Annotated in this window: 14 protein-coding genes; 5 read left to right on the plus strand and 9 right to left on the minus strand. The window is 59.4% G+C overall.

The window, feature by feature from the left end:
* Window positions 1–23: 23 nt before the first annotated feature.
* The gene (locus HYPGJ_RS14700) at window positions 24–1,169 is read right to left on the minus strand and encodes an efflux RND transporter periplasmic adaptor subunit (protein ID WP_046847793.1); all 1,146 of its coding nucleotides are present in this window, start codon (window positions 1,167–1,169) and stop codon (window positions 24–26) included.
* A gap of 303 nt (window positions 1,170–1,472) precedes the next feature.
* Entirely contained in the window at window positions 1,473–2,843 is a 1,371-nt protein-coding gene (gene mgtE / locus HYPGJ_RS14705; RefSeq protein WP_046847794.1) for a magnesium transporter, read from the minus strand.
* A 381-nt stretch (window positions 2,844–3,224) separates the two neighbouring features.
* Between mgtE and HYPGJ_RS14710 the strand changes: the two genes are divergently transcribed.
* Window positions 3,225–4,379 (plus strand): patatin-like phospholipase family protein, encoded by a 1,155-nt coding sequence (locus tag HYPGJ_RS14710; protein WP_046847795.1) that lies wholly within the window; start codon window positions 3,225–3,227, stop codon window positions 4,377–4,379.
* Between the two features lie 66 nt (window positions 4,380–4,445).
* Here HYPGJ_RS14710 and HYPGJ_RS14715 read toward each other — a convergent pair whose 3' ends face one another.
* The 3 genes from HYPGJ_RS14715 to HYPGJ_RS14725 all read right to left on the minus strand — a co-directional run bounded on the left by HYPGJ_RS14715 (window position 4,446) and on the right by HYPGJ_RS14725 (window position 6,553).
* Window positions 4,446–5,372 carry a hypothetical protein gene (locus HYPGJ_RS14715; protein ID WP_046847796.1) on the minus strand — a complete coding sequence of 309 codons (927 nt, stop codon included), beginning with the start codon at window positions 5,370–5,372 and terminating at the stop codon, window positions 4,446–4,448.
* Between the two features lie 163 nt (window positions 5,373–5,535).
* Entirely contained in the window at window positions 5,536–6,093 is a 558-nt protein-coding gene (locus tag HYPGJ_RS14720) for a hypothetical protein (RefSeq protein ID WP_046847797.1), read from the minus strand.
* A gap of 241 nt (window positions 6,094–6,334) precedes the next feature.
* Window positions 6,335–6,553 (minus strand): ChaB family protein, encoded by a 219-nt coding sequence (locus tag HYPGJ_RS14725; RefSeq protein WP_046847798.1) that lies wholly within the window; start codon window positions 6,551–6,553, stop codon window positions 6,335–6,337.
* A gap of 169 nt (window positions 6,554–6,722) precedes the next feature.
* On the opposite strand from HYPGJ_RS14725, the gene HYPGJ_RS14730 reads away from it, so the two are divergent.
* Window positions 6,723–7,784 (plus strand): Dyp-type peroxidase, encoded by a 1,062-nt coding sequence (locus HYPGJ_RS14730; protein ID WP_083984143.1) that lies wholly within the window; start codon window positions 6,723–6,725, stop codon window positions 7,782–7,784.
* On the plus strand, window positions 7,777–8,595 hold the full coding sequence (locus HYPGJ_RS14735) for a family 1 encapsulin nanocompartment shell protein (protein WP_046847800.1): 819 nt from the start codon (window positions 7,777–7,779) through the stop codon (window positions 8,593–8,595). The genes HYPGJ_RS14730 and HYPGJ_RS14735 overlap by 8 nt, the downstream gene beginning before the upstream one ends.
* 645 nt (window positions 8,596–9,240) lie before the next feature.
* Here the strand turns inward: HYPGJ_RS14735 and HYPGJ_RS14740 are convergent.
* From HYPGJ_RS14740 to HYPGJ_RS14755, 4 genes are all read right to left on the minus strand, one after another.
* Window positions 9,241–9,525 (minus strand): hypothetical protein, encoded by a 285-nt coding sequence (locus HYPGJ_RS14740; protein WP_046847801.1) that lies wholly within the window; start codon window positions 9,523–9,525, stop codon window positions 9,241–9,243.
* Window positions 9,526–10,198: 673 nt separating this feature from the next.
* Window positions 10,199–11,239 (minus strand): replication protein RepA, encoded by a 1,041-nt coding sequence (locus HYPGJ_RS14745; RefSeq protein WP_046847802.1) that lies wholly within the window; start codon window positions 11,237–11,239, stop codon window positions 10,199–10,201.
* An 81-nt stretch (window positions 11,240–11,320) separates the two neighbouring features.
* Window positions 11,321–11,743 carry a hypothetical protein gene (locus HYPGJ_RS14750; protein WP_046847803.1) on the minus strand — a complete coding sequence of 141 codons (423 nt, stop codon included), beginning with the start codon at window positions 11,741–11,743 and terminating at the stop codon, window positions 11,321–11,323.
* Window positions 11,740–12,453 carry a ParA family protein gene (locus HYPGJ_RS14755; protein ID WP_159108306.1) on the minus strand — a complete coding sequence of 238 codons (714 nt, stop codon included), beginning with the start codon at window positions 12,451–12,453 and terminating at the stop codon, window positions 11,740–11,742. Before HYPGJ_RS14755 ends, HYPGJ_RS14750 begins: the two co-directional genes overlap by 4 nt.
* Window positions 12,454–13,170: 717 nt before the next feature.
* Between HYPGJ_RS14755 and HYPGJ_RS14760 the strand changes: the two genes are divergently transcribed.
* Together HYPGJ_RS14760 and HYPGJ_RS14765 are read left to right on the plus strand one after the other, a co-directional pair.
* Window positions 13,171–13,464, plus strand: a complete 294-nt coding sequence (locus HYPGJ_RS14760; protein WP_046847805.1) for a hypothetical protein — start codon at window positions 13,171–13,173, stop codon at window positions 13,462–13,464.
* A 4-nt stretch (window positions 13,465–13,468) separates the two neighbouring features.
* Complete coding sequence (locus tag HYPGJ_RS14765; RefSeq protein ID WP_046847806.1) at window positions 13,469–14,575, plus strand: hypothetical protein; 1,107 nt, start codon at window positions 13,469–13,471, stop codon at window positions 14,573–14,575.
* Window positions 14,576–14,582: the final 7 nt, after the last annotated feature.

Here is a 14,582-nt window from a genome sequence, read left to right on the forward strand (position 1 = left end):
CGTTTTCTGCGTTTGAGCGCGAACTATTTCTGAGCGGTTTTTTCAGGCGGCTTGATTGCGCCCAAGGTCGGCGCAACTTTCGATCCGGGTCGGATGGCCGGATTGGCGACGCCTTCGATCACCACGCGATCGTCGGCTTTGAGCCCTGATTTGATGACGCGCAGCCCCTCGTAGATCGGGCCAAGCTCCACCGGCGTCGCGACGACCACGTCGTCGGCGTTGACGGTGTAGACGATCTTGTGCGCCTGATCCGAAACGATGGCATCGTCGGGAATGAGAAACGCATCGATATCGCCAGCATAAAGAGCAAGGCGCGCGAAGACGCCGGGAGTCATCAATCCGTTCTTGTTCGGAAAGATGGCCCGGCCGCGTAGCGTGCCGGAATGTTCGTTGAACGCATTATCGATGAAGTCCATCGTGCCCTGATGGCTCCAGTCTTTCTCGTCCGCGAGTTTCAGGCGCACGGGTGTCGGCGAGTTCGGCGAGGAATCGCGCTTGCCCGATTGATTGAGACGCTGGTAGCGCAGGTAGTCTGCTTCCGACGTGTCGAACACGAAGTGAATGGGGTCGGTCGAGACGATCGTCGCCATCAGCGTCGCGTTGACCTGTCCGCCGATCACGAGATTGCCGACGTCGATTTTCTTATCCGAGATGCGTCCCGAGATCGGAGCGCGAACCTCGGCCCACTCGAGATTGAGTTCCGCCGACTTGAGTTGCGCCGCCGCCGACATGACCTGCGCTTCAGCGACGCCGAGACTTGATTTGCGCTGCTCGTAAACCTGCTCGCTCAGCGCCTTGGATTCGACCAGCGGTGCCGCGCGCTGCAGATCGGCCTTCGCGAATTCGACTTGCGCGTGAGCGCGCGCGACTTCGGCCTTCGCAGCCTCGACGGCAATTTCGAACGGCCGCTTGTCGAGCGTGAATAGAAGATCGCCGAACTTGACGTCGGAGCCTTCCTTGAAATTCACCTGATCGACGTAACCGCTGACGCGCGGTCGCAACTCGACGCGCTGAAACGCTTCGAAGCGGCCGGGATATTCATCCCACGTCTTGATGTGCTCGGAGAGCGGCGGCGCGACCGTCACCGGAAACGCCGGCGGTCCTTCTTGTGCTTTGACCGGCGCAACTGCGCCGGCAAGAACAGCAGTTATCAGCGCCAAGCAAGGCATGAAAGAATGCCGCCGCAGCGCGGATCGCAAAGGCTCATGTATCGTCATGGATTGCGCCAAAAATCTTATGAGTAAATGAATTCCGGCGTTCCCGCCCGCCGGCATGGTGAGGCCGGGAACGTATCACAGCAGCGCCAACGTGCTACTCGAATTTCGCTGATCAGTCGTTTTAGCGGACGTTATCATCGCGCGTCGGTGTCACTGTACGCGCAACAAATGTATCGCTGTCGACGATTGCGCAAACTGAACCACCGGTACGCTACGATGTAAATGAGCGTACCGGCGGTTTGATGTGTCACGCATTCATAGCAGCGTGCCGCGCAGGATCAGCAGCGCGACGCTGAAGTAGATCATCAGGCCGGTGACGTCGACGAGCGTCGCAACGAACGGCGCTGATGCGCTTGCAGGGTCGAACCCAAGCCGCTTCAGCACAAACGGAAGCATAGAGCCCGCGAGCGAACCGAATGTGACGATCCCGACGAGGCCCAATCCGACGGTCAGCGCGACCAGCATCCAGTGCTCGCCGTAGTCGAAAATTCCGAGATACTGCCACAAGCTGATGCGTGCGATGCCGATGACGCCGAGGATGGTGCCGAGCGTCAGGCCCGTGGGAATTTCTCTGACCGCGACGCGCCACCAATCCCTGAGACGCAACTGTCCGAGCGCAAGCGCGCGGATCAGAAGCGACGTCGCCTGCGATCCCGAGTTGCCGCCCGAGCTCATGATGAGAGGGATGAACAGCGTCAGCACCACGGCTTTTTCAAGCTCGTCGGAGTAATGCTGCATGGCGCTCGCAGTCAGCATTTCGCCGATAAAGAGCGCGCACAGCCATCCCGCGCGCTTCTTGATCATCTCGACGAAGCCGATCTCCATATATGGTTCGGCCATGCCTTCGACGCCACCGAAGCGCTGCACGTCTTCCGTGCTTTCCGCGAGGATCGCGTCGATGACGTCATCGAACGTGACGATGCCGAGCACGCGATGGCGGGCGTTGAGAACCGGCACGGCCAGAAGGTCGTGAATGGAGATCAGCCGCGCGACTTCTTCCCGATCGGCGTCGGGCTCGACCCAGATGGGATCGCGATCGGATGCGACGTCGAGAATGTTGCTGTCGGGCTCGCTGGAGATCAGCTGCCGCAACGATACGACCTGACGTAGCTCGCGCGATGCAGGATCGAGAACGTAGATGGCGTAGACCGTTTCTCGCGTGTGCTGCACTTCGCGAATATGCTTCAGCGTTTCCGCGACGGTATATGTTGACGGAACGCTGACGAATTCCGTCGTCATGATGCTGCCCGCGGTGCCCTCGGGATAAGCGAGCAGCAGCTTCAGCGATTGCGCCGTCTCGAAATCGACGCGCGCGAGAAGATCTGTGCGGTCAGTCCCGTCGAGCTGGCGCAGCATGTTGGCGGCGCGGTCGGCGGACATGCCTTTCAGAATGCGTCCGGCAAGGTCCTCGGGAAGTTCGAGGATGATGTCGCCCGCGCGCGACAATTCCGGCCGGTCGAAAATATCGACCGCGCGTTCCAGCGGAAATTGCGAAAGGATCGAGGCGGTCGTTTCGAGATCTTGCTCGTTGAGCTGCGCGACGATGTCAGCATCGTGCTCATCGAGCAGTTCGACCAGCAGGATCGGATCGACATCGTCGCCCGACACGTAGTGGACTTCTTCCATGGCTCACCTCGCGATCCGCCGTCAAAACGGACCGTGGCGAGCCGACCCAACGGTCAGACCACGGGCCGCGACGGCCGGGGAGTTCGACAACTACTGTCGCTAGACAAGGGTTGGGTTCCTTCGAATTCACGGCATCGAGGTCATCGAGTGCCGTTGCGGTCACATGGGCCGATCAGGATGACCTGTCAAGGAGAGATCGAGATTGTTTCTGTGCGTTGGGTTCTGGCGAGCGGGATTGAGAATGGAGCGTGTCCCGGAAGCCGAAATCGATAATGCGGCCGCCGACGTTGTTGCATACAGTTTCGCATTCGATCCGCGGCCGAGGCCGGTCAAGGCGTCGGCGATACGGTCGTGATACACGCGGGATCGCAGAGGATAAGCATGAACGAAAACACGGCCGCCACGCTTGGAGTCGTTCTGCCTGGTGGCGGTGCCAGGGGTGCCTATCAGGTCGGCGTCATCAAGGCTCTCGCCGAGCTCACTCCGCCTAATCGCAACCCGTTTCCCGTCATCGTCGGCTCGTCCGTCGGAGCGATCAGCGCGGCATTCCTCGCGGCCCATGCCACGCGCTTCAACGAAGGCGTCGCCAAGCTCGTCGAGCTTTGGCAGAACCTTCATTGTAGGGATGTCTACCGTACCGATTTCGTATCGATTTCCTTGCACGGGCTGCATTGGGTTCTGTCTCTGACGCCGATTGCGTCCCTGGGACTGCCCAATCCGCGCTCGCTCCTCGACAACGACCCGCTGCGCCAATTCCTCATCGACCACACCGAGTTCGAGCGCATCTCGGAAGCGGTGAAGGCAGGGGCGCTCAAAGCCTTATGTGTCACGGCTTCGTCTTACGATCGTGGGCGCGCGGTCACCTTCTTTGAAGGCGCGCCCGATATCGCTGAATGGAGCCGCGCCCGCCGCGATGGTGTTGCGACCCGCTTGACGGTCGACCACCTGCTTGCGTCGTCCGCGCTGCCGCTTGTGTTTCCGGCGCAGCGCTTGGGATCCGAGCACTATGGCGACGGCTCGCTTCGGCTGACATCGCCGCTGAGCCCGGCAATCCACGCCGGAGCGGATAAGATCATCGTCATCACCACCCGCGATCGCGATGTCGATCCGCCGACACGGCCGGATGAAGTTCAATACCCGCCGCTAGGCACGATTGGCGGCAGCATGCTCGACATTATTTTCATGGACAACGTCGACGCCGACATCGAACGCGCGCAGCGTATCGATCACACGCTGTCGCTGGTTGCTGAGCGCCGACTCGGCGAAACGTCGTTGCGCGACATCGATGTCATCGCGCTCGATCCGTCGGAGGATATTCGCGAGATCGCGCGCCGTCATGCTGCGGAGATGCCGTGGACCGTCCGGATGCTGCTGCGCAGGCTGGGCGTTTGGGGAGAGGACTGGCGCCTGCCGAGCTATCTGATGTTCGAGCCCGGCTATTGCCGCGCCCTGATCGAGCTTGGCTATCGCGATACGCTAGCGCGTTCGAAAGAATTGATCGCATTCATCAGCGAACGCCCAGCGGCGGCCAAATGACCTTAGTGGTTGAGATGGCCTAAAGCCTTGCAGCACGATCTCAATGCCATTCTCTTTGAGCTGTTACTACTCTTGGCTAACTTGCTCCAAGGCAAGTTCAGGACCATCGTCTGCAATATTTACCGGGAATCCACCCGCCGCCATTTTGTTCAGCATGTACGCAGCAAAGAAACCAAGTGAGGGACGATACCTGTCCCCTGCCGTGGGCATCGCGCCGGCAAGCGGAATTTGCCAGACGGACACCTGCTTGGCGTCGGCGAGGTCAGCCCACGAAGAGGCGGTTAAGAGGCCGACGTTTGCGTCGATAAGATAAGTTTGCCCATCCAGATCGAATTCATTCCACGTGTGTCCTGAGCCCGCGAGACGTCTGTTCTCGATCTTTTCGCGACGGAGAATGGCGCCCATCATGATGGCGTAATCATCGCAACAGCCGATAACCGCGTTGAGAAACTGTTTTTGCGAGAGAGCGACCGTCACCTTCGCGTGTCCGGTCCGTTCGCTCCAATAGGAGCATCCTGGCAAATCCCTTTTCGTCCGGTTGCCATACTCGAAAAGCGTTCCGACGGTCGCAGCGAAAAAAAGAACCCTTCTGAGTTTTTGAGATTGCAGTCCCCATCGCTCCGCGATCGCCGGCTCTGCAGCAACATAGAGACCGCTGACATACTCGTGGAATTTATCGAAGCTCTCTAATGCCGAGTCCGGAAACCCATCTCGATCGAAGGCTCTCAGAATGCTGTCATGATCTATCGCGAGCTGTCGAACATTGAGTCTGCTCAGAACTGGAGCTGCGCTGCTTAACTGAGCAATTGCGGCCTTCTGATTTTCGATCAGCACGGCATACTCTGCCAATTGCTGATTGAGCGCCGCGTTGTTCGCTTTCAACCCGGTGTAATTTCTGTAAAGCCGCTGGCCAACAAGCGCTGTGCCCGCACCGACGATGAAAAGCGCCAGGGCCGACACTCCGAGGAGTGCCCATTTGACATACTTACCCATGGTCCTTCGCGTCCCCCATTGTCACAGTTGGCGCGCAGTCTGCTGCGATGTCAATATTGTGGCAGCTTAACCTCCCGGGGAATTTCGTGCTAGCGTGTGCCTCGGTGGAGAACTCGAGAACCGCCCACTCAAGGGGCGGATGACAAACGCGGGTGCGCGTTGGCTATTCGGCAGCCGTGCTGGTCCGTTGCACCAGGCCGCCACTGTCATCTGCGGGGTGGACAGGCAGTCCCGCATCCGCCGCGGCCATCCAGTGCTGGAAATCGGCGGCGTCGGTCGCCGACGTATGCGCAGGGAGCCCTCGCAAGGTCTGGATCCGATCATTCATTGCCATCAACGCCGCCGCCGTATGGGGTGCGATGTGCCCGTCCTGCTTCAGGGCTTGGATGATGTGATGATAGCTGTCGCGGCCGAGGCCCGCGTATTTCTTACGCAGCAGCGGGTGCTGAATGTTCGTCACCGCGAGGTCGATGCGGTCGCGGACGCGTTGCCAATCGCTGTGGAGGTTCTGCCAGAGGGCGTGCGCCGCGATCGCTTGCGGCGGGGCGTGTGCGTGCATTGCCGCTGCGGCCGCATCCGCGGAGTTGCGAGCGGCCTTCGCGATCTCGGCCGTTACGACGATCTTGTCGTTCAATTCACCGGCAAACTCGGAGACCAACGCACCGATTTTGCGGCGCTCGCTTTTAAGGCGCTGGCTGATCCAGAAGAGCCCGCCAACCATGAGAAGGCTGTTCAAAGCCCCCCAAGCAGACTTAAGAGTATCTATCCAGGGTGCGGCCTGCGACAGCCACGGCAATTGCGCAAACTGTTCAAAATAATGCTGCCACATCGCGCTTCCCCACGCATCCTCGTGGATGACGTACGGGACATTAAAGGCACTTGTGACGCAATAAAGGCGGAATGGACGGGGCGGCAATTTACATGTGAAATTGGGGCGTCATCGTCCGGGCGTGGTACGATGTCTAGCCCGGAACTCCGCGCCGAATCCAGACGTCACCTTCCTTCACGTAGACGCGCATAACCGCCTCCCAGGCGAGATTATGCGCGTCCGCATCCTCGATCGGGTCGCGCGCCGCGTTATCAATGGCTGCATTGAATGCGGACCGGTAGATATCTTGCGCGGTTTGCGGCAGTTGCCGCCTCACGTCAGGAGGAAGGTCGGCATTGGTGTCGTAGCGCATCGGCGCCTCCCAATGGCATGCCAATATAGTTCAATATCGAATGGTCACGCCTTCAGAAATATGGGCTGAAGGAGTTAACACACACACACGGACAATATTCAGAATATTTGCCGCCTAGTCGCTAGACATTTACACTGAATATCCCGAGCAGGTCAGCAAGGAGTTCACTTTGCCATCCGTCGTGCCGCAACCCGCTGTCGCCACTCTCACGCGATCCGCGCTATTTCTCGTCGTGACCATCAACTCCGGGAAGGAGCATGATGTCGCCGTGCGCGGGCTGTGTGGCGACCTCTCCTCTCTTTTGCGCGCAGTGGGTTTTCGTGACCTCGACGGACGGTTGTCCTGCGTCATGGCTTTTGGCGCGGCGGCCTGGGATCGACTCTTCGGCGCTCCCAGGCCGAAAGACTTGCACCCTTTTCGTGAAATTCATGGTGTGCACCACGCCCCTTCGACCCCGGGCGATATACTCTTTCATATCCGCGCCGAGCGGATGGATCTGTGTTTTGAACTTGCGGCGCAGATCATGGAGCGGCTTCGCTCCGCGGTTTCCACCGTCGACGAAGTGCATGGCTTTAAATATTTCGATGACCGCGACTTGATTGGATTTGTTGATGGCACCGAAAACCCCGTGGGTCAGGCCTGTGTCGATGCCGTTATTATCGGCGACGAGGATCCCGTCTTCATGGGCGGCAGTTACGTCATCGTACAGAAGTACCTGCATGACCTGAAGGGATGGAACGCACTGCCTGTCGAGGAGCAGGAGAACATCATCGGCCGCCACAAGCTGTCGGATATCGAGCAACTCGATTCCGTCAAGAAACCCTATGCGCACAATGTTCTGACGTCGATTGAAGAGAACGGTGAACAGCTCCAGATCGTGCGCGATAACATGCCTTTCGGCGAAATCGGAAGCGGAGAATTCGGCACCTATTTCATTGGCTATGCCCGCTCTCCCCACAGAATAGAGCAAATGCTCGACAACATGTTCATCGGCCTCCCACCCGGCAATTATGATCGCCTGCTCGACTTCAGCCGCGCGGTTACCGGCACGTTGTTTTTTGCGCCGTCGGCAACATTCCTCGACAACGTCACAGCAGATGGAGCGCCCGCGTCCGCGAACGAAACGAGCCAGAGTATGGCCGTATCGGCAAGCGATGGTCCGTCGCCTTCCTCCCGCGCTGATGGCTCACTCGGTATTGGTTCTCTGAAAAATGAGGCAGAACATGAATAATCTTCATCGCGAACTCGCCCCCATCTCCGACAAGGCCTGGGCGCAAATCGAAGAGGAGGCGTCTCGCACCTTGAAGCGCCACATGGCGGCCCGACGGGTCGTGGACGTGTCGGATACGAAAGGGCCGGAACTCGCCGCTGTCGGCACCGGTCATCTTCGACAGATCAAGGCTCCAGGCGACGGAATTCAGGCGTCGCAGCGAGAAGCGAAACCCCTGGTGGAATTGCGCGTCCCCTTCGAGCTCTCGCGCCAAGCGATCGATGACGTTGATCGTGGCGCGGAAGATTCGGATTGGTCGCCTGTAAAGGAAGCCGCGCGGAAAATCGCATATGCGGAAGACCGCTCCATTTTCGATGGCTATGCCGCCGCTGCCATTCAGGGTATTCGCGAAGGCAGCAGCAATGCGAATATTCCTCTTCCCCCCAATGTGCAGGGATATCCTGCTGCAGTGGCGCAAGCCGTTAGCCAGTTAAAGCTTGCGGGAGTTAACGGCCCCTATGCACTCGTGCTCGGAGCTGATGCGTACACGACGGCCAGTGGCGGTAACGAAGAGGGTTATCCTGTCTTCCATCACCTCGAACGTATCGTGGATGGAGGGATATTCTGGGCTCCCGCAATCAAGGGAGCGTTCGTGCTCACGAAGCGCGGAGGCGATTTCGCATTGGATATTGGGCAGGATATTTCAATCGGATATTTGAGCCATTCCGCGACGAGCGTAGAACTCTATTTCCAGGAGAGCTTCACTTTTCGCGTATTAACGACGGAGGCTTCCGTGGTCCTCACAACGGGCGAGAAACCCGCTGGACGTTAAACGATGCGCTTGATGCGTGAATGGGAGATGAGCATCAGCCCTTTCATTCATTGCGGAACGCAAGCTCCTACCGCGCGTGCTGCACCTCGCGCGGAAAGGTAACGCTGAGCCGCGACATGCACAAAATTTAAGGGCTTTTAGGATGATTTGAGATGGTGCTGCCGGAGGGGATTGAACCGTATTTTTTGTGTATTGAAAAATCCAAGTGATATGCGCGAGTTAGTGCACGAAAGGCGACAACATTGCAAGCGGATTCCACTCCTGATTCCACGCCTAATTCCACGCCAAATTTTGCGTCTAGGTTTCGTCCAGCTAATGTTTCAAATTCAGCACACCGGTCGAGCGGTTCAGTGACGCGTCGTCGCTTGTTGATGATGGCGTGAGCAGGGTGCGGAGGGCATGGCCAAGTCCGTGAGATGGTGCACTCACGGTACAGCTGAGAAGCCAAGGCCCAGCCAATGAGCACCGAAAGGTGTTCACCCTGGAAGACCAGTCGGCCTCGCGCATGCGCCCGGCAATTCCTCCCAGGTGGAAACACATCCGATCATGCCCGCCGCATCCCAGCTTTGCGCAGGGGGCCGATTTTCAAAGCCAATGAAGAACCGCCACGAGGATGGACAGGACGAAGGGCGGCACGTGGCCGTCCTACTTTTTGGGTTTGTACGGTTTCGCGAGCAGGGCGATCTGGGCCGACGCCGCATCGGGGTGGAAGGAGCGTGGCGCGGTCTCCTTGAGGCGACGCTCCAGGACGGCCCTTAAAGCGTTTCCGACCTCCTGCTCGAACTCGCCCCCGGCTTGCGCGCAAAACGCTTCGAGCGCCCCGACCAGGCGCCAATGGCGGTCGAAGGCATAGTCGGGGCCGCCTGCCCAGGCGAACGTCTCGATGAGTTTCTCGGCGAGCTTGGCATAGTCGTCGGGCGAAGGTGTCATGCCCCCCTATGGGGCCCGGCAGGAGGCCTGCTGACAACCAAGCGTCACTCCTCTTCCCTCCCGCAAAAACCTTTTTCTGGAATTCTGGAAAGTGTTTTGAAGAGAGTGTTCGGGGATGTTCTGTTGTTCTGTTCTATATAGGGGCCTAGCGGTTATGCGCGGAAACGGGAGTGGCTATGCGTGCCCTGCCCTAGTGCTTATGCGTGGTCTTCTTGCGCTTCCCTAGCGGTTATGCGCGAAGCCCCTAGTGGCCATGCGTGCGGGGTCCGAAGAGTGGCGGATTCCTGCGGCGCGCAAAATCCCCCCTTCCTAGTGGATATGCGCGCAGGGCGGCCTGCCGCTGTCCTAGCGGTTATGCGCGGGTCAACCTAGTGGTTATGCGTGCTCGTGAAGGGTGGGCTCCTATTGGTTATGCGCGGGCCTATCCTGGTGGTTATGCGTGCCGCCGCGCTGGGCTCCTAGTGGTTATGCGTTGCTTGCGTCCTAGTGGTTATGCGAGGGGATGCCAAGCTGGTGCCGCAACGGCGAGAGGCGCCATTCGGCGCCATCTGTTCCTAGTGAATATGCGTAGCCGAAAATGTTCGGCCCTAGCGTTTATGCGTAAGTTTCCTGCACAATATCCGTGTCTTGGGCTAACCACCCTCTCCCAACGCCTTGATGGCTCCCGTGCCCGTCATGCCTTCCGGCCTTTCGTCGGGATGGCCAGGACCTCGGAAACGCTGTGGGAGACTTCTATGCCGGTGTCACTGAATCTGACCGGCAGCTTTTCAAAGACTTCCTTGATCTCCGCAATCTCGCGCACGAAGTCGCGCTTGAAGTTGTCCAGGCGTGCGTAACCCTCTCCGAACTGTTCGGCGAGGGCTTCCCAGCTGATGCGGGTGATGCCTTCGCCGCGGATTCGGAATCCCAGCCAAAAAATGATGTCGAGCTTGCGGGCTGAGCCGGAGAAGGCGCGCACCGCGTGCATGTTGACGGGCAGTGCATGCTTGGCGAGGGTATCGAAGAATTCCGGGCTGAAGGTGATCTGCGAGGGCCACAGCGGCGGCTGGGCGGGATCCTTCATGTAGAACACGTCGATCTTCTTGAAGGGTTTTGCGCTCATCGTGCTCGACTGCTTGCCGTTGAAGAAGCCGAAGGTCATGGAGCACGCGGCCAGGGCGTTGATCTGCTGCTTGAAGGAATTGAGGGAGCCGTTCTTGCCGCCCGTCACCTGGAGGCCCATCGCCTTCATGAAACCGGAGAGGCTGTCCTCGATTTCGATGGTGGCGGATTTGGTGCGGATGGCTTCGCTGCAAGTGTGAAGCAAAATGAGGCGCGACCGCGATCCGAACGGAAGTGGCTGCTCAACCCAGTTGCCGGTGGGGTCCATCAGCTTGCCCGCTTGGACGAGCAGTTTCATGTCGCCTTGCTTCCTCTCCCATTCCCGCACGCTGATGTCCTGGCGTGTGTAGGGAAGAGAGCAAATCGCGAGCACGCTGTGGATGTGCTGGAGATCATCGCGGGAGGCCCCCTTCTCTTCGCGGAAGAGGTCGGCCGTTTGGACGCGGCGCCGCTTGATGGTCGAGAGTGCTGCCCGGTTGTCCCGTTTGGCCTGGATCTGTTCGCACTCGCGGGTGACGACGTCGCGCACGATGGGCTTCGCCTGCGCCAGGCGTTCAAGCAGGTCCTTGTCGCGGATGGTGTAGCCGGATGAAAGGTCGATGACCGCGCTCATGGCGACCCCCTTCCCCGGCGGGGCGCTCCATCGACCCGTTGGAAACAACGGAACAACGGGCGTTGAAGCGAACGGGTGTTGTTATTGCCCACGGCGGCCATCCTCTTCGAGGTCGGCATCGTGGACGGTGAAGCCTCCGGCCTTGAGCGCATTCAGGATGAGGAACTTCTGCGTCTTGCCGCTTTGTGCTGCCGCCATCCGAAGCTCCTTGATCAGGTAGAGCGGGAAGTCATGCGACACGCGCTTGGTTTCTGCGGCGGTTTTCTTCGGTCTGTGCTTGATGGTGGTCACGTTGTCTTTAGCCAGCGGTGCTGCAGCCGGGGCGGGTGCAGCCGTCTCTGAGGCTGCGCGCTGCTCAGAGGGCTTGGTCATGTAGGGCGTGTCCTTGCGCTCGGAGTAGGTTTCGATGGTCTTGTCGATCTTGTCCACGTCAGGCGCGGGCATCGCGCCCAGCTTGAGTTTGCGCACTTGGGGGATGGGCGCGGTGGGTGCGAGGTTGCTCATGCGGCGATGCTTTCTTCTTGGTTTTGGGTTTGAGTATTGAGGAGGTCGTAGATCTCGCCGACCAAAGCGTCGATTTCGGCGATGGCGGACGGATTGAATGGCGACGCATAGTGCGGGGTTGTGCCCTTGCCAAAGGATTCGGTGTACGCGCCCCGGCGCCGGATGACGGTGTTGAAGTTCGGAAGGACGGAAGTCTTCACGTCCTCAAGGAATGCGGTCTCGTGCTTGCTGATTGAGTTGGGGTACTCGTTGAACAGAATCCGCTGGACGATGGTCTTGTTGTAGTCCCGCCCGATCTCGATCAGTTCCAGGTAGAGCTTGTTGGCCTGCATGATGTCGGGCTCGCTCACCTTGCACGGCGTGACGACCAGGTGCGCGGCGGTGGCAACCCAAAGCAGGTCCTTGGTGAACTGCCCGGGGAGATCGAAGAGCACGAAGTCCTTGTCCGACTCGTTGCGCGCGATGGCGCGCATGTAGTCGCCGAAGTTGGTCTCCGGCGGCTTCTCCACCGACAGTCCCTTGATGGTTTGGGCTGTCGGGTTGTCCTGGTACCAGCGGTGCAGGGTTTCGGAGATGTCGCAGTCCACCACCAGCACGCTGTTGCCCATGGCCGCGAGTGCGCCGGCAACGTTGAGGCAATTGGTGGACTTCCCCGCCCCTCCTTTAGATGAGGCGAAGGCGATGATGCAGGGCGGCTTGTGGTTTGTCATGACGGGATAGTGCGTACACGGACGGACCGCGTCAACGTATACCGCCTCCATACCGTGCAATCATCATGAGGGGGTGTTGCAAGAAGAACGGACCAACGCCTCAACGCCCCAACGCCTATTGATTTATAGAAGCGAACGGCCGTTGAAGCGAACGCCTCATGGGACGAACGGAACAACGCCCGTTGGGATAGGTAAGCGAACGGAACAACGGGTGTGGGTGTCGGGGGAGCCCGCATAACAAGGGGTTAAGCAGCCAACGCCCCAACGCCCGTTCGCATCAACGCCCCAACGCCCGTTGGGGCGAACGGAACAACGCCCGTTGGTATATAGGTCCGAACGGAACAACGCTTGTACAAGCGAACGGGCGTTCGCCCCAACGCGTTCGGAACAACGGGCCCTGGGGCGTTCGCCACAACGCCCCAAGAAGACAACGGTCGAACGGAACAACGGCACAAGAAGCGAACGGAACAACATCCGTTGAGGCGAACGGACCAACGCATCAACGGAACAACGCCTGTTGGGGCGAACGGGTAGTCTAAATCGAAGGTGAGAGTCTCCCTCGCGGTATCAACTGTGGTTGAAAGTTGACCCGATCGAGGCCTCGGTAAGCGTTCACTTAGTAGCTCTCGGTAAGGAACAGGTAGCTTTCGGGGCATCACTTTACATCCCATTTTTCTCGTCCTTTTCTCCATCGCCAACACGGGAGATGGGCGAGGAATGGCGACGAGCCGGGATGCGGTAAGGCAGAGGTTCCTGCGGGTGCGAGAAGCTCCGGAAGCGACGCGTCGCGCCGACTTCAAAGGCTACCGCCGTAAGCTCGTCATCCGAGTCGACAACGAGCTCATGGCCGAGCTGCAGCTGCTTAAGGTCGTCAGTGGTGAGAACAAGAATGCGTTTTGTGTGCGCGTGCTGAAGGCGCGCGTGGTGGAAGCCCTGAAACAGGAGAAGGAGAAGCATGACCCGTCTGACTGGCAAGTCCTCATCCGCGTCGCCCGCGAGGGGAGGGGATAGATCGATGGGAGTGGATGCGCTGGTGACAATCGGGATCGCGTTGAGCGTGGGTTTGATTGCGGTGTCGGCAACCCTCAATTACCGCATGGGCTACAGGAGCGCGGACACCGAGATCGACGGCATCATCTATGGTTCTGGCGCGGGGTTGGCCGACGGCATCAAGGCCATCAGCCCCTTCATGGGAGCGTGGGGCTGGCGCAACGGTGATTATCTGGCAGTGGCCTGCGCGGCTGTGCTTTTCACCGTGCTGACCTCCTATTCCTTCACGGCGGCCTTGGGGTTTGCCGCACAGCACCGGGCCAACAAGACATCCGGTATCGCCCGCGACATCGAAAGGCATGGCGACCTTCGGCGCCAGTTGGACCGGGACGATAAGCGGCTGGCGGCGCTTGGACAACAAAGGTCCTCGGCGGAAGTCTCCAAGGAAATGGAGGCCAAACTGCAGAGCCCCGTGGGCAAGAGCACTGTGGGCAAAGTCTCCGACAACTGCACCTTGAACAGGTTGGCGACGCGGGCGGCGTGCGCGGATGTTGCCACGTTGGGGGAGGAGCTGGCCCGCACGCAAGAAAGGGAACGCTTAGAAGCGGAAGAGCACGAGCTGAGGAAGGAACTTGATGGGCTCACGAACGGCACGGCGTCGAGTGACGATGCCCAGGTCGACGCGGTGCGGCAGCTGGCGGATCTCACGAGGCGGGAGGTCAAGAAGGAAAACGTGGTGTTCGGCCTGTCGATGCTGCTCGCGCTGCTTGTGGAATTGGGAAGCGGCCTTGGCCTTTACGTCGTCACCACGCCATGGCGGGCAAAAGACCCTCCACCTCCGCCCACGCAAGTCACGCCGCGAGGACGTTCCATGAAACAATCAAAGGATGCGACAGGCCTCGGCATGATCGACACGTATGTCTTGCAGCGGCTGGAACCGGCGCAGGCGACGCTTGGCTTCCGTGAACTCTACCAGGATTACCAGGCGTGGTGCCGTTGGCGGAGCGTCGTCCCTTTTATCGAGAAGGAATTCGCGCGGCAGTTTGATGAGCTGGCGCGGGAAGTGGGCATGCCCTGTCTCACGGACCGGAAGGGCAGGGTCTACCAGAACGTCAAACTGATAGGTCGATAGGAGATGT

The sequence above is a fragment of the Hyphomicrobium sp. GJ21 genome (assembly GCF_001006785.1).
Lineage (GTDB): Bacteria > Pseudomonadota > Alphaproteobacteria > Rhizobiales > Hyphomicrobiaceae > Hyphomicrobium_B.

Excerpts from the sequence above, each read along its gene's own strand:
- HYPGJ_RS14700 (WP_046847793.1), bottom strand. The coding sequence starts at position 1,169 with ATGCCTTGCTTGGCGCTGATAACTGCTGTTCTTGCCGGCGCAGTTGCG.
- mgtE (WP_046847794.1), bottom strand. The coding sequence starts at position 2,843 with ATGGAAGAAGTCCACTACGTGTCGGGCGACGATGTCGATCCGATCCTG.
- HYPGJ_RS14710 (WP_046847795.1), top strand. The coding sequence starts at position 3,225 with ATGAACGAAAACACGGCCGCCACGCTTGGAGTCGTTCTGCCTGGTGGC.
- HYPGJ_RS14715 (WP_046847796.1), bottom strand. The coding sequence starts at position 5,372 with ATGGGTAAGTATGTCAAATGGGCACTCCTCGGAGTGTCGGCCCTGGCG.
- HYPGJ_RS14720 (WP_046847797.1), bottom strand. The coding sequence starts at position 6,093 with ATGGTTGGCGGGCTCTTCTGGATCAGCCAGCGCCTTAAAAGCGAGCGC.
- HYPGJ_RS14725 (WP_046847798.1), bottom strand. The coding sequence starts at position 6,553 with ATGCGCTACGACACCAATGCCGACCTTCCTCCTGACGTGAGGCGGCAA.
- HYPGJ_RS14735 (WP_046847800.1), top strand. The coding sequence starts at position 7,777 with ATGAATAATCTTCATCGCGAACTCGCCCCCATCTCCGACAAGGCCTGG.
- HYPGJ_RS14740 (WP_046847801.1), bottom strand. The coding sequence starts at position 9,525 with ATGACACCTTCGCCCGACGACTATGCCAAGCTCGCCGAGAAACTCATC.
- HYPGJ_RS14745 (WP_046847802.1), bottom strand. The coding sequence starts at position 11,239 with ATGAGCGCGGTCATCGACCTTTCATCCGGCTACACCATCCGCGACAAG.
- HYPGJ_RS14750 (WP_046847803.1), bottom strand. The coding sequence starts at position 11,743 with ATGAGCAACCTCGCACCCACCGCGCCCATCCCCCAAGTGCGCAAACTC.
- HYPGJ_RS14755 (WP_159108306.1), bottom strand. The coding sequence starts at position 12,453 with ATGACAAACCACAAGCCGCCCTGCATCATCGCCTTCGCCTCATCTAAA.
- HYPGJ_RS14760 (WP_046847805.1), top strand. The coding sequence starts at position 13,171 with ATGGCGACGAGCCGGGATGCGGTAAGGCAGAGGTTCCTGCGGGTGCGA.
- HYPGJ_RS14765 (WP_046847806.1), top strand. The coding sequence starts at position 13,469 with ATGGGAGTGGATGCGCTGGTGACAATCGGGATCGCGTTGAGCGTGGGT.